Here is a 13755-nt window from a genome sequence, read left to right on the forward strand (position 1 = left end):
CAAATCCGCTCCTACACGGAACGGTGCAGGCCGGATAAATTGTGGATGACATGGAGTAACGCCAATGCGACACCCGCTGCTGTCCGGTTTCTCGTTGTGCCTGATACTGGCGCTGGTTGGCTGCCAGGCAAGCCTGCCGCCGTTGCCCGCCTGGCAGAGCAGTGAAGGGCGCGCGCATGCCGAGCTGGGGCACATTGTCGATCTTGCCAGCGGGCAGGTGATCAACCCTGAGCAGTTGGTGCAGCGCCTGGCGGCAGCCCCCCGGGTACTGGTAGGCGAAAAACACGACAACCCCGACCATCACGCACTGCAGCTGTGGCTGCTGCGCGCCCTGCAAGGCCAGCGTACCCAAGGCAGCCTGTTACTGGAGATGCTGCAGCCCGAACAGCAGCCACTGGTGGACAAGCTCACGGGGCAGCCCTTGCCAGCAGACCTGGCTAAAGCCCTGGCCTGGCAGGATGGCTGGGATTGGCAATTGTACGGGCCAATAGTGACTGAGGCCTTGCAGCAACGGGTGCCATTGCTGGCAGCCAACCTCTCGCCCAGCGAGATGCGCCAGGCTTATCGGCAACCGGCCCCGCTGGCGGGCGAAAAGTCCAATGCGCCGAATGTGAAAGCCGCTTTGCTGGAGCGGGTGCGCGCTGGGCATTGCGGCATGCTCCCGGAAAGCCAATTGCCGGCGATGCTGGCTGTGCAGCAGCTGCGCGACCGGCGCATGGCTGAACGCTTGCTGGCGGCCCCGCAGCCAGCATTGCTGTTTGCCGGGGCCTATCACGTGCGCAAGGACCTGGGCGTGCCGCTACACCTGGCTGACCTGGGCGCGCAGGGGCAGAGCAAGGTATTGCTGCTGGCAGAGGTGGGCGAACAAGTCGAGGCGGGCGAGGCTGATTATGTGTGGTACACCGCGGCGATGCCGGAGCAGGATTATTGCGCGCAGTTGAGGCGATAGGGCCTAGCCTGGCGGCATAAAACCCACAGGCAAAAAAAAGACCCGGCAAATTGCCGGGTCAATAACCGTGATTAGCCTGATGAGGAGATAATCTGAGAGTCCGAACCAAGGGCTCTTAGCTTATCCAACCAGTCTCGCGACCAGTTGTGATAATCATAACAATTCTCATTTAGGCGTCAATCCCCTTTCCGCGATTATTTTGGATTTTTTTGCGTAGCGCTTTTCGCATCCAGTTGTTGGTTGAGCGCTTCTTTGCGCTCCAGTGGCAAATCGTTCCAGTGCATGTCCAGCAGGGCACCTTCAATGGCATACAACAGCACCTTCGATGCGCGGAACCCTCGTGTCTTCACGGCCTGGTACGCACCCACCGCACCTAGGCGGCGCAGATCCGATGCACTGTGGATGCCGGCTGCGTGCAGCCACTGCGCAGAGGTCTTGCCAAGGTTCTTCAGATGCTGCAATTCATCGTTCATCGAGCCTCCTTGCGATGGCTGAACGGGGATTGGGGGATAAATCGCGAGCAGGTCAGAGAGGAGTGTAGCGGGGGTTCGGGAATACGCGGCTTTTTGCCATCGGGGTGATCAGATGCGGGGAGCAGTGCCGGCCCCTTCGCGGGTTCACCCGCGAGAGGCCAGTACAGGAGAACGATGAACTTAAAGGCCAGGCAGGCGCTGGCGAATCTGCTCGATCACCTGGTCCATGCTGCCAGCATCCTGGGTATCGACGCGGGTGCTCTGCACAAGTTCCTGTGCATCCAGCGGCTCACGGCTGGCCTGCTGGGCCTTGACCACTTCCAGGGTGGCATCCGAAGGGTCGCTGTTCTCGGCCTGGCGCTGCTCCAGCCAGCTGGCGATGACCGCGTCCGGCGCATGGCAGTCGAGGATCAGGAACGGCACACCGGTCTGGCTGGCGATGTCCGCCGCCGCCTGGCGCTGCTCACGCTTGAGGTAGGTAGCATCCAGCACCACCGGGAAGCCGGCGTGCAGCACGGTTGCCGCAACTTCGTGCAGGCGCTGGTAGGTCGCTGCACTGGCGTCCTGGTCATAGATGCCAGTGCTCAGCTGCCCAGCCTCGGCCTGCTGCTGTTCGCCAAACAGGCGCTTGCGCTCCACATCCGAACGCACGCGCACCGCACCCAGGGCCTCGACCATGCGCATGGCCACGTGGCTCTTGCCCACAGCCGAAACACCATGGGTGATGGCCATCAGGCGCGACGGGATGGCGCTGTAACTTTCTGCCAGGTTGGCGTAGTTGCGGTAGGTGCGCAGGGTCGTGGCGCGCTGCACACCATCGGCATCGGCCGGCATGCTGAACAGCGCAACCTTGGCCCGCACCAGTGCGCGGTAGGCCTTGTAGAAGTTGAGCAACTCCAAGCCTTCATAGTCGCCGGTCAGTTCCAGGTACTGGCTGATGAAGCGCCGGGCCAGGCATTTCAGGCCGCGGTCTTCCAGGTCCATGGCCAGGAAACCGGTGTCGGCATAGACGTCGGTCAGTCGGAACGGTTCGTTGAACTCGATGCAGTCGAAGATCACCACCTTGCCATCGATCAGGGTGGCGTTGCCCAGGTGGATGTCACCGTGGCATTCGCGGATGAAGCCGTTGGCCTTGCGCTTTTCCAGCAGGCCATGCAGGCGCTCGAAGCTGCTGCGGGCCCAGGCCTGCAGGGCGTCGAGTTGCTGCAGGTCGGCCTTGTCGCTGAGGAACGGGCGAATCTGCTCGAAGTTCTGCTCCACTGGCGCCATCACGCTGTCTGGCGTACCCAGCGGGTGCTCTACCGGCACGCGTGGGGCCTGCAGGTGGAATTCGGCGATCTGTCGGGCCATCTGGTCGATGTGCGTGGCGTTCAGCTCGCCATTGGCCTGCAGGGTGCTGAGCATCTGCCCCTGGGGGAACTGGCGCATCTTCAGCGCGTATTCGATGGCTTCGCCTTCGCCACCGATATGGGGTGCATCGGCGCTACCGGTAATCGGCAACACCTCCAGATACAGGCCGTCGGTCAGGCGCTGGTTCAGGCGCAACTCTTCGTTACAGAAATGCTGGCGCTGGTCCAGGCCGGTGAAGTCGAGGAAGCCGAAATTCATCGGTTTCTTGATCTTGTAGGCGTACTCGCCGGTGAGCAGGACCCAGGAGATATGCGTCTCGATGAGCTGGAACCCTTCCACAGGGTGAGGGTACAGGGCTGGGTTCTGCAACGCAGTGATAAGAGCTTGGCTCACGGCAAATCCTTCCGGGGCAGGGAATTCGAATGCGCCATTATGGTCAATGGTGCCGTCCCTGCCTACCGCCGGGGCGTCTGCCCAGCCTTTATAAAGTGCGTATAATCCGCCGCCATGACCCGAACCCGAAATCCCCGTACCCCTCAGAAACGCCCGACCGGCCGCTCGCGCGCCTGGCTGGGCTGGGCTTTGAAGCTCAGCCTGGTTGGCCTGGTGATCGTCGCCGGCTTCGCGGTTTACCTCGATGCCGTCGTCCAGGAGAAGTTCTCCGGCAAGCGCTGGACCATCCCGGCCAAGGTGTATGCCCGGCCGCTGGAGTTGTTCACCGGCCAGAAGCTGAGCAAGAACGACTTCCTCACCGAACTCGATGCGCTCGGCTACCGGCGTGAAAGCGCGGCCAACGGCCCGGGTGCGGCAGCAGTCAACGGCAATAACGTCGACCTCAATACCCGTGGCTTCCAGTTCTACGAGGGCATGGAGCCAGCCCAGTTCGTGCGCGTGCGTTTCTCCGGCGATTACGTGGCGGGCCTCTCCGGCGCCAACGGCAAGACGCTCGACGTGGTGCGTCTGGAGCCGCTGATGATCGGTGGCATCTACCCGAAAAACCTCGAAGATCGCATCCTGATCAAGATCGACCAGGTGCCCAAGTACCTGCTCGAAACCTTGGTGGCGACCGAAGACCGCGACTTCTACAGCCACTTTGGCGTGTCGCCCAAGTCCATCGCCCGGGCAATGTGGGTCAACACCTCGTCCGGCTCGATGCGCCAGGGTGGCAGTACCCTGACCCAGCAGCTGGTGAAGAACTTCTACCTCAGTAGCGAGCGCAGCCTCAGCCGCAAGCTGACCGAGGCCATGATGGCCGTGCTGCTGGAGCTGCACTACGACAAGCGCGAGATCCTCGAGGCTTACCTCAACGAAGTGTTCGTCGGCCAGGATGGCCAACGTGCGGTGCACGGTTTCGGCCTGGCCAGCCAGTTCTTCTTCAGCCAGCCGCTGTCGGAGCTGAAACTGCACCAGATCGCCTTGCTGGTGGGCATGGTCAAAGGCCCGTCCTACTACAACCCGCGGCGTTACCCCGACCGCGCCCTGGCCCGCCGCAACCTGGTGCTCGACCTGGTGGCCGAGCAGGGTGTGGCCAGCCAGGCGGAAGTCGATGCGGCGAAGAAGATGCCGCTGGGCGTGACCAAGCGCGGCAGCCTGGCCGACAGCTCGTTCCCGGCCTTCCTCGACCTGGTCAAGCGTCAGCTGCGCCAGGATTACCGCGACGAAGACTTGACCGAAGAAGGCCTGCGCATCTTCACCAGCTTCGACCCGATCCTGCAGATGAAGGCCGAAACCTCGATGAACGAGACCTTCAAGCGCCTGGCAGGGCGCAAGGGGGCTGACGAGGTGGAATCGGCAATGGTCGTGACCAACCCGGAAACCGGTGAGGTGCAGGCACTGATCGGCAGCCGCCAGGCGGGCTTCGCCGGCTTCAACCGGGCCATCGACGCCGTGCGGCCGATCGGCTCGCTGGTCAAGCCGGCGGTGTACCTGACGGCGTTGGAGCAGCCGAGCAAGTACACCCTCACCAGCTGGGTACAAGACGAGCCGTTCTCGATCAAAGGCGCCGACGGCCAGGTCTGGCGCCCACAAAACTATGACCGCCGCCCGCATGGCACCATCTACCTGTACCAGGGGTTGGCCAACTCCTACAACCTGTCGACCGCCAAGATCGGCCTGGAAGTGGGCGTGCCGAACGTGATCAAGACCATCGGCCGGCTGGGGGTGAATGTCGATTGGCCAGCCTTCCCAGCCATGCTGCTGGGCGCCGGCGGCATGTCGCCGATGCAGGTCGCGACCATGTACCAGACCATCGCCAACGGCGGTTTCAATACGCCGATGCGCGGTATCCGCAGCGTGCTCACCGCCGAGGGCGAGCCACTGAAGCGCTACCCGTTCCAGATCCAGCAAACCTTCGACCCGGGGGCTATCTACCTGGTGCAGAACGCCATGCAACGGGTGATGCGTGAAGGTACCGGGCGCTCGGTGTACAGCACCTTGCCGCGCTCGCTGACCCTGGCGGGCAAGACCGGCACCAGTAACGATTCGCGCGACAGCTGGTTCTCCGGCTTCAGCCAAGACCTGCTGGCCGTGGTGTGGATGGGCCGCGACGACAACGGTAAAACGCCGTTTACCGGCGCTACCGGTGCCCTGCAGGTATGGACCAGCTTCATGAAAAAGGCCGACCCGCTACCGCTGGATATGCCGCAGCCAGACAACGTGGTGCAGGCCTGGATCGACCCCTACAGCGGCCATGGGTCTGATGGCAGCTGTCCGGGAGCGGTGCAGATGCCGTATATTCGCGGCAGTGAACCGCCCGCCGGCGCTACCTGTGGCGGCGAGCAGGATCCAGTCGACTCGGTCATGGACTGGGTCAAAGGCTGGATGAATTAAGCACAGGCTGCATTGATGAGGTGTGACGTGAACAAGTGGCTGTTTCCTGCCGTGACGGCGTTGGCTGTGCTCCAGGGGTGCTCCAGCGTCCCGCGCGGCAATATTCCGGTGGTCGACTCGAGCACCCGCGTGTCCAACAGCGAACGCGTGACGGCCAACCGCTCGGCGGGTGGCTATAACACGGGCACCGCGCAAGCGCAGACGCTGCCTGAAGATTCCGGCGTTACCGTGATGATCCCGCAGGGCGCCGGTGCTTCAGGCATCCAGACCTTCCCGGCGGCCAATGGCGCGGCGCCGATCAGCACCTCGCCGATTACCCCAGGGCCGACCACGCCTGGTCCGATCACACCAGGCCCGATCACTACGGGCCCGGTCAGTTCGGCGCCGATGACCACCAACCCCAACCCGATCGCCGACGAACCTTTCGACATCGCGGCGATGAGCAGCACCCCGCAAAGCACCAGTGCGCCAACCGGTATCCCGCGCAGCAGCGCTGCTGCCGGTGGCCTGTCGGCTGACGAGCAACTGGACGGCCCGGTACTGGCGCTGCTGACCACCGCGAAGACCCAGCAGGGCAGCGGCGACTTCAACGGTGCTGCTTCGAGCCTGGAGCGTGCCCAGCGCATTGCCCCACGCGAGCCGCAGGTGCTGTACCGCCTGGCACAGGTGCGCTTGTCGCAAGGTGATGCGCCACAGGCCGAGCAGTTGGCACGCCGCGCCCTGACTTACGCCAACGGCCGCCCGAGCCTGCAGGCCGAGCTGTGGAACACCATCGCCCAGGCCCGTGAAAAGCAGGGTGATAGCGCTGGCGCCGCACTGGCCCGGCAAAAGGCGCGGGTCAACTCGTGATGATCGAGCAACGTATTCTGGATATTGCCGACCACCTGCTGCTGATCGAGCGTGAGTTGCAGGTGCAAGGCTGGTGGGATGACGAGCCGCCAAGCGATGAGGCACTGGCCAGTACGGTGCCGTTCGCCGTCGATACCCTCACTTTCGAGCAGTGGCTGCAATGGATCTTCCTGCCGCGCATGAAGATCATCATCGAGCTGGGCCAGCCGTTGCCCAATGCCTCCAGCATCCTGGTCATGGCCGAAACCGTGTTTACCGACCGGCCAGAGCAAAGTCGTGAGCTACGCCGCCTGTTGGCAGCTTTTGACCAATTGATCGCTCCTTCCGCCTGATTTCTTCAGTTTTTCCTTCAAGGGCCGCAGATTGTGGCCCTTTTTTGTGGAAATCTTATTAGTTCTGCTGCTGAAGCGATTTTTAGTGGTGGCAGGAATTCATCTTGGGGAAAAATTGGCAATAATTTTTCTTGACTTGTTGGCGCCGAATCAGAAGAATCCAATCTCCGCTGTAGAGGGACTGCCAGAAGCAGACCCGCTAAGCAGATCATGAGGCGCACACCCGCGCCGACCTGTTACACCCCGCAACGCGTTACCTCGCGCTGGGTGGGAAAACCCCGCAACACTCTGGGGCGCTCCCAATACTTGCTCAGTCAGTGCTGACGTTCGCTCATGCTCTGCTTGGCAGTAAACCTATTAAGACCCGTCCAGTGAGGACGGTATTCTGGCGTTTTAGAGGTGAACAACGTGGAGCTTTTATCTGGCGCTGAGATGGTCGTCCGCTTCTTGCGTGACGAAGGCGTTAAGCACATCTACGGGTACCCTGGTGGTGCTCTCCTGCATGTTTACGACGCACTGTTCAAAGAACCGGAAGTGGAACACATCCTGGTTCGTCACGAGCAGGCGGCAACCCATATGGCGGACGGCTACGCCCGCGCCACCGGCAAGGCCGGTGTGGTGCTGGTAACCTCCGGCCCGGGCGCGACCAATGCCATTACCGGCATTGCCACCGCCTACATGGATTCGATTCCGATGGTCATCCTGTCCGGCCAGGTGCCTAGCACCATGGTGGGTACCGATGCCTTCCAGGAAACCGACATGATCGGTATCTCGCGGCCGATCGTGAAGCACAGCTTCATGATCAAGAACCCGACTGAGATCCCTGAAGTCCTGAAAAAAGCGTTCTACCTGGCGCAATCCGGTCGCCCAGGTCCGGTCGTGGTCGACATTCCAAAAGATATGACCAACCCGGCTGAGAAGTTCGAGTACGTCTACCCGAAAAAGGTCAAGCTGCGCTCCTACAGCCCGGCTGTACGTGGCCACTCCGGCCAGATCCGCAAGGCTGCCGAGATGCTCCTGGCTGCCAAGCGCCCGATCATTTACTCCGGTGGCGGCGTGATCCTGGGTGGTGGCTCCGAAGCCCTGACCGAAATCGCCAAGTCGCTGAACCTGCCAGTCACCAACACCCTGATGGGTCTGGGTGGCTTCCCGGGTACCGACCGCCAGTTCCTCGGTATGCTCGGCATGCACGGCAGCTACACCGCCAACATGGCCATGCACAATGCCGACGTGATCCTCGCTGTCGGTGCGCGTTTCGATGACCGCGTGGTCAATGGCCCGGCCAAGTTCTGCCCTAACGCCAAGATCATCCACATCGATATCGACCCAGCGTCGATCTCCAAGATGATCAAGGCCGACGTGCCGATCGTGGGCCCGGTCGACAGCGTGCTCAGCGAAATGCTCGGTATCCTCAAGGAAATCGGCGAGCAGCCTGAGAAGGCGGCGCTGGATGCCTGGTGGAAGCAGATCGACGAATGGCGTGGCAACGGCGAGCTGTTCCCTTACGACAAGGGCGACGGCAATGTCATCAAGCCGCAGAAAGTCATCGAGACCCTGTGCGAAGTGACCAATGGCGATGCCTTCGTCACCTCCGACGTGGGCCAGCACCAGATGTTCGCGGCGCAGTACTACCGCTTCAACAAGCCGAACCGCTGGATCAACTCCGGTGGCCTGGGCACCATGGGCTTCGGCTTCCCGGCGGCGATGGGCGTCAAGCTCAACTTCCCGGACCAGGACGTTGCCTGCGTGACCGGCGAAGGCAGCATCCAGATGAACATCCAGGAGCTGTCCACCTGCATGCAGTACGGCCTGCCGGTGAAGATCGTCAACCTGAACAACGGTGTGTTGGGCATGGTCCGCCAGTGGCAGGACATGGCCTACAACGGTCGTCACTCGCACTCGTACGTCGAGTCGCTGCCTGACTTCATCAAGCTGGCCGAGGCCTATGGCCATGTGGGTATCCGCATCACCAGCCTGAAGGACCTCAAGCCGAAGCTGGAAGAAGCGTTTGCGATGAAGGACCGCCTGGTGTTCATCGACATCGCGGTTGACCGCAGTGAGCACGTCTATCCGATGCAGATCAAGGATGGCTCGATGCGTGACATGTGGCTGAGCAAGACGGAGCGTACCTGATATGCGGCACATCATTTCCCTGCTGCTGGAAAACGAACCAGGTGCGTTGTCCCGTGTGGTCGGCCTGTTCTCCCAGCGCAACTACAACATTGAAAGCCTGACCGTGGCGCCGACCGAAGACCCGACCCTGTCGCGTCTGACGCTGACCACCGTTGGCCATGACGAAGTGATCGAACAGATCACCAAGAACCTGAACAAGCTGGTCGAAGTGGTCAAGCTTGTCGACCTGTCGGAAAGCGCTCACATCGAGCGCGAACTGATGCTGGTCAAGGTCAAGGCCACCGGTGCCCAGCGCGCCGAGATCAAGCGCACCACGGATATCTTCCGTGGCCAGATTGTCGACGTGACCGCCAGCGTGTACACCGTACAACTGAGCGGTACCAGCGACAAACTGGACAGCTTCATCCAGGCAATCGGCACTGCATCGATTCTCGAAACCGTGCGCAGCGGCGTTACCGGCATTGCCCGTGGCGACAAAGTGCTCAGCATCTAAATTCAAAAATTAGCGATGGCTCCGCAGGGGCCGAGATATAACCAGGGGTATTTTCATGAAAGTTTTCTACGATAAAGACTGCGACCTTTCCATCATCCAGGGTAAGAAAGTCGCCATCATCGGTTACGGCTCCCAGGGCCACGCTCAGGCGTGCAACCTGAAGGACTCCGGTGTAGACGTTACTGTCGGTCTGCGTAAAGGTTCGGCTACCGTTGCCAAGGCTGAAGCCCACGGCCTGAAAGTTGCCGACGTTGCTACCGCTGTCGCTGCGGCTGACCTGGTGATGATCCTGACCCCGGACGAGTTCCAGGGCGCCCTGTACAAGAACGAAATCGAGCCGAACATCAAGAAGGGCGCTACCCTGGCCTTCTCCCACGGCTTCTCGATCCACTACAACCAGGTTGTTCCGCGTGCCGACCTCGACGTGATCATGATCGCGCCGAAAGCCCCGGGCCACACCGTTCGCTCCGAGTTCGTCAAAGGCGGCGGCATTCCTGACCTGATCGCTATCTACCAGGACGCTTCGGGCAACGCCAAGAACGTCGCGCTGTCCTACGCTGCTGGCGTTGGTGGCGGCCGTACCGGCATCATCGAAACCACCTTCAAGGACGAGACCGAAACCGACCTGTTCGGTGAGCAGGCCGTTCTGTGCGGCGGTACCGTCGAGCTGGTCAAAGCCGGTTTCGAAACCCTGGTAGAAGCTGGCTATGCGCCAGAAATGGCCTACTTCGAGTGCCTGCACGAGCTGAAGCTGATCGTTGACCTCATGTACGAAGGCGGTATCGCCAACATGAACTACTCGATCTCCAACAACGCCGAGTACGGTGAGTACGTCACCGGCCCAGAAGTCATCAACGAAGAATCCCGCAAGGCCATGCGCAACGCTCTGAAGCGCATCCAGGACGGCGAGTACGCGAAGATGTTCATCTCCGAAGGTGCTACCAACTACCCATCGATGACCGCCAAGCGTCGTAACAACGCTTCGCACGGCATCGAAATCATCGGTGAGCAACTGCGCTCGATGATGCCTTGGATCTCGGCGAACAAGATCGTCGATAAAGCCAAGAACTAAGTAACAACGCAACATGAAAAACGCGGCTTCGGCCGCGTTTTTTCGTTCTGGCAGCCAGCTTCTGGTATAAAGCAGACCAGTGGCCTGCCGTCAGAACCTGTTTCGCAGGCCCGTGTCGAACATTTTCCATCCTGCTGCAAGGTACCCTCCATGAGCGAACGTCCCGAAGAGCCGAACAAGGCCTCCGACGCCGAAAGCCTGCTACCTGTCGATGAGCACGTTGAAGAAGGGCATGACGCCGAAGGGCGCAAGGTGCGCCACCGTGGCATCTATCTGCTGCCCAACCTGTTTACCACCGCCAACCTGTTTGCCGGCTTCTATTCCATCATCAGCTCGATGAGCGCGCAGAGCGCCCTGAGTGCCGGTGACCCGCGCGAGGCGAGCAAGTACTTCGCCTTTGCCGCCATTGCCATCTTCGTGGCCATGGTGCTCGATGGCCTGGACGGCCGTGTTGCGCGCATGACCAATACCCAGAGTGCCTTTGGTGCCGAGTACGACTCGCTGTCGGACATGGTCGCCTTCGGCGTGGCCCCGGCCTTGTTGGCCTTCGGCTGGGCGCTGGGTGACATGGGCAAGGTCGGCTGGATGGTCGCCTTCATCTATGTAGCCGGTGCGGCGCTGCGCCTGGCGCGCTTCAATACCCAGGTCGGCACCGCCGACAAGCGCTACTTCATCGGCCTGGCCAGCCCGGCTGCTGCCGGTGTGGTTGCAGGTACCGTGTGGGCGTTCAGCGATTACGGCATCCAGGGCTCCAAGCTGTCGTTCCTGGTGGCGCTGCTGGTGGCAGCTGCCGGCATGCTGATGGTCAGCAACATCAAGTACAACAGCTTCAAGGAGCTGGATCTCAAAGGCCGCGTGCCGTTTGTGGCGATCCTTGCCGTGGTGCTGGTGTTTGCCGTGGTGTTCAGCGACCCGCCGCGTATCCTGCTGCTGATCTTCCTTGCCTACGCGGCCTCGGGCCCGATCCAGTTCCTGCTTAAGGCGCGCCGGCGCAAAGCGTGAAAAACGCTTAATGCTGGAATAACCCTCCGGCTCCATAGTCTTACTGGTACATCCGTTATCCAGTGCTGTGGAGCCGTCCATGCTTATCAAGCTACCCAGGTCTTCCGAGTGCAAGGCGTCGGAGATCACCCCCGAAGGCATCTACCTTTCCCGTCGTACCTTGCTGGGTGGCTCATTGGCCGGCCTGGCCCTGGGCGCTTTGCCCGGCAGGGTGGGCGCTGCCGAGGTTTCGCGTTATGCCGATGTACAGGCCGGTAATGCTCCGGGCTGGTTCACCGAAAAGCTTGCGGCTACACGTTGGCAGGCGGTAACGGTGAAGGGCGAGGCAATCACGCCGTTCAAGGATGCGACCCACTACAACAACTTCTATGAGTTTGGGCCCGACAAGGGCGACCCGGCAGCCAATGGCGACAGCCTGCAGACCGAGCCGTGGTCAATTGTGGTGGATGGCGAGGTGGGCAAGCCCGGGCGCTATGCGCTAGAAGACTTCGTCAAACCCTATCAGCTTGAAGAGCGTATCTATCGGCTGCGTTGCGTTGAGGCCTGGTCGATGGTCATACCGTGGCTGGGGTTTCCTTTGGCTCAGGTACTCAAGCAAGTCGAGCCGACTTCCAGGGCGCGTTATGTGCGCTTCGAAACACTGAAGGATCCGCAGCATATGCCTGGGCAGCGTTCGGGTTTCGCCTTGATCGACTGGCCGTATAGAGAAGGGCTGCGCCTGGATGAGGCGATGCATCCGTTGGCTATCCTTGCGGTGGGCATGTATGGCCGGGAGCTGCCCAATCAGAATGGTGCGCCGTTACGGCTGGTGGTGCCTTGGAAATATGGCTTCAAGAGTATCAAGTCGATCGTGCGTATCAGCCTGGTGGCTGAACAGCCCGGTACAACCTGGCAGGGGCTGGCGCCGGATGAGTACGGCTTCTATGCCAATGTGAACCCGACGGTCGACCACCCGCGCTGGACTCAGGCGCGTGAGCGGCGGTTGCCTAGCGGGTTGTTCAGTCCCAATGTTCGGGAGACGCAGATGTTCAATGGCTATGCCGATGAAGTGGCGTCGCTGTATACCGGGCTCGACCTGCGGAAGAACTATTGATGCGCTATCCCTGGTTTCGCCTGGCCATCTTCGTCGTGGGGAGCCTGTTCCCCATGTGGTGGTTGTATGAGGCGGCGATGAACCTGCTGGGGCCTGATCCCGGAAAGATCATGATGGATCGCCTGGGGCTTGGGGCGCTGACCTTCCTGCTGGTTACCTTGAGCATGACGCCGTTGCAGAAGTTGACGGGCTGGTCGGGCTGGGTCGTGGTGAGGCGGCAGCTGGGGTTGTGGGTGTTTGCCTATATCGTGCTGCACATCCTGGCTTACCTGTTCTTTATCCTGGGGCTGGATTGGGGGCAGTTGGCGGTGGAGTTGCGCAAGCGGCCCTACATTATTGTGGGGGCGCTGGGGTTTCTTGGGTTGTTGGCGTTGGCGGTTACCTCGAACCGGTATAGCCAGCGGCGGTTGGGGGCGCGGTGGAAGAAGCTGCACAGGTTGGTGTATGCGGTGTTGGGGTTGGGGTTGCTGCATTTTTTGTGGATCGTGCGTTCGGATCTGCGGGAGTGGGCGATTTATGCCTTTATTGGTGTTGTGTTGATGGGGTTGAGGATTCCTGCGGTTTCGCGGGTGTTGCCCAGGTTGGCCAGGAAGCAGGGTAGGGCGGTTTGAGGATGGGGTGGGCTGCAAGGGTTGAAGCAGGCACATGGTGGCCCTGACACGGTCCTTTCCCCTTATATTTCAATTTCTTGAAATTAAAGGTTGACGCGCTTTCGAATCCCCTTATAATGCGCCCCACTTCCAGCGACAACGGAACGACAAACTCCTTGAAATTCAACGAGTTAGCCGATTCGGAAAGCGCTGGAAGGGCTACGATCAACTGATCGTCAGCGGTTGAGAAGAAGGTTGACAGCGGTTTTAAACGCTGTAGAATTCGCCTCCCGCTACGAGAGATCGCAGCGAGTCAAGTGTTTGAAGCTAAACGAGTTTCTCGCAAAAAACTTCAAAATAAACGCTTGACAGCAAATGAGGAAAGCGTAGAATGCGCGCCTCGGTTGAGACGAAAAGCTCTTAACCAAACGCTCTTTAACAAATCGAATCAAGCAATTCGTGTGGGTGCTTGTGAGTACGGACTGATAGTCAAAAAGATTATCAGCATCACAAGTGGCCATGCGAGAAATCACATAGTCATTTGAGATTGCTGAGCCAAGTTTAGGGTTTCTTAAAAACCCAAGCAGTAT

12 protein-coding genes are annotated in these 13755 nt (G+C 60.5%); 10 read left to right on the forward strand and 2 right to left on the reverse strand.

Translation table 11 applies throughout. The features are described from left to right. Positions 1 to 64: 64 nt before the first annotated feature. Positions 65 to 949, forward strand: a complete 885-nt coding sequence (locus tag ABE456_RS21840; RefSeq protein WP_346645777.1) for a ChaN family lipoprotein — start codon at positions 65 to 67, stop codon at positions 947 to 949. Between the two features lie 194 nt (positions 950 to 1143). Here ABE456_RS21840 and ABE456_RS21845 read toward each other — a convergent pair whose 3' ends face one another. Together ABE456_RS21845 and ABE456_RS21850 are read right to left on the reverse strand one after the other, a co-directional pair. Continuing rightward, positions 1144 to 1422 carry a TfoX/Sxy family protein gene (locus ABE456_RS21845; RefSeq protein WP_346645778.1) on the reverse strand — a complete coding sequence of 93 codons (279 nt, stop codon included), beginning with the start codon at positions 1420 to 1422 and terminating at the stop codon, positions 1144 to 1146. Positions 1423 to 1602: 180 nt separating this feature from the next. Continuing rightward, a complete protein-coding gene (locus ABE456_RS21850) occupies positions 1603 to 3165 on the reverse strand; it encodes a bifunctional aminoglycoside phosphotransferase/ATP-binding protein (RefSeq protein WP_346645779.1) in 1563 nt (520 codons plus the stop codon). Positions 3166 to 3279: 114 nt separating this feature from the next. Here ABE456_RS21850 and mrcB point away from each other — a divergent pair, with 114 nt between their 5' ends. The 9 genes from mrcB (at position 3280) to msrQ (ending at position 13186) form a co-directional block, all read left to right on the forward strand. Further along, entirely contained in the window at positions 3280 to 5601 is a 2322-nt protein-coding gene (gene mrcB, locus ABE456_RS21855; protein ID WP_346645780.1) for a penicillin-binding protein 1B, read from the forward strand. A gap of 15 nt (positions 5602 to 5616) precedes the next feature. Continuing rightward, positions 5617 to 6450: a tetratricopeptide repeat protein gene (locus tag ABE456_RS21860; RefSeq protein ID WP_346645781.1), complete on the forward strand. Its 834-nt coding sequence runs from the start codon at positions 5617 to 5619 to the stop codon at positions 6448 to 6450. Beyond that, entirely contained in the window at positions 6450 to 6782 is a 333-nt protein-coding gene (locus ABE456_RS21865) for a YqcC family protein (protein WP_346645782.1), read from the forward strand. Before ABE456_RS21860 ends, ABE456_RS21865 begins: the two co-directional genes overlap by 1 nt. 408 nt (positions 6783 to 7190) lie before the next feature. After that, the gene (locus ABE456_RS21870; protein WP_346645783.1) at positions 7191 to 8915 is read left to right on the forward strand and encodes an acetolactate synthase 3 large subunit; all 1725 of its coding nucleotides are present in this window, start codon (positions 7191 to 7193) and stop codon (positions 8913 to 8915) included. A 1-nt stretch (position 8916) separates the two neighbouring features. Further along, a complete protein-coding gene (gene ilvN, locus ABE456_RS21875; protein ID WP_003250040.1) occupies positions 8917 to 9408 on the forward strand; it encodes an acetolactate synthase small subunit in 492 nt (163 codons plus the stop codon). A gap of 55 nt (positions 9409 to 9463) precedes the next feature. Continuing rightward, entirely contained in the window at positions 9464 to 10480 is a 1017-nt protein-coding gene (gene ilvC, locus ABE456_RS21880) for a ketol-acid reductoisomerase (protein WP_056795202.1), read from the forward strand. 150 nt (positions 10481 to 10630) lie between these two features. Next, a complete protein-coding gene (pssA, locus tag ABE456_RS21885; RefSeq protein WP_167070084.1) occupies positions 10631 to 11482 on the forward strand; it encodes a CDP-diacylglycerol--serine O-phosphatidyltransferase in 852 nt (283 codons plus the stop codon). Positions 11483 to 11561: 79 nt separating this feature from the next. Next, positions 11562 to 12575 carry a protein-methionine-sulfoxide reductase catalytic subunit MsrP gene (msrP, locus tag ABE456_RS21890; RefSeq protein WP_346645784.1) on the forward strand — a complete coding sequence of 338 codons (1014 nt, stop codon included), beginning with the start codon at positions 11562 to 11564 and terminating at the stop codon, positions 12573 to 12575. Next, a complete protein-coding gene (gene msrQ, locus ABE456_RS21895) occupies positions 12575 to 13186 on the forward strand; it encodes a protein-methionine-sulfoxide reductase heme-binding subunit MsrQ (protein ID WP_346645785.1) in 612 nt (203 codons plus the stop codon). Before msrP ends, msrQ begins: the two co-directional genes overlap by 1 nt. Positions 13187 to 13755 lie beyond the last annotated feature (569 nt).

Source organism: Pseudomonas sp. TWI929, assembly GCF_039673335.1.
GTDB lineage: Bacteria > Pseudomonadota > Gammaproteobacteria > Pseudomonadales > Pseudomonadaceae > Aquipseudomonas.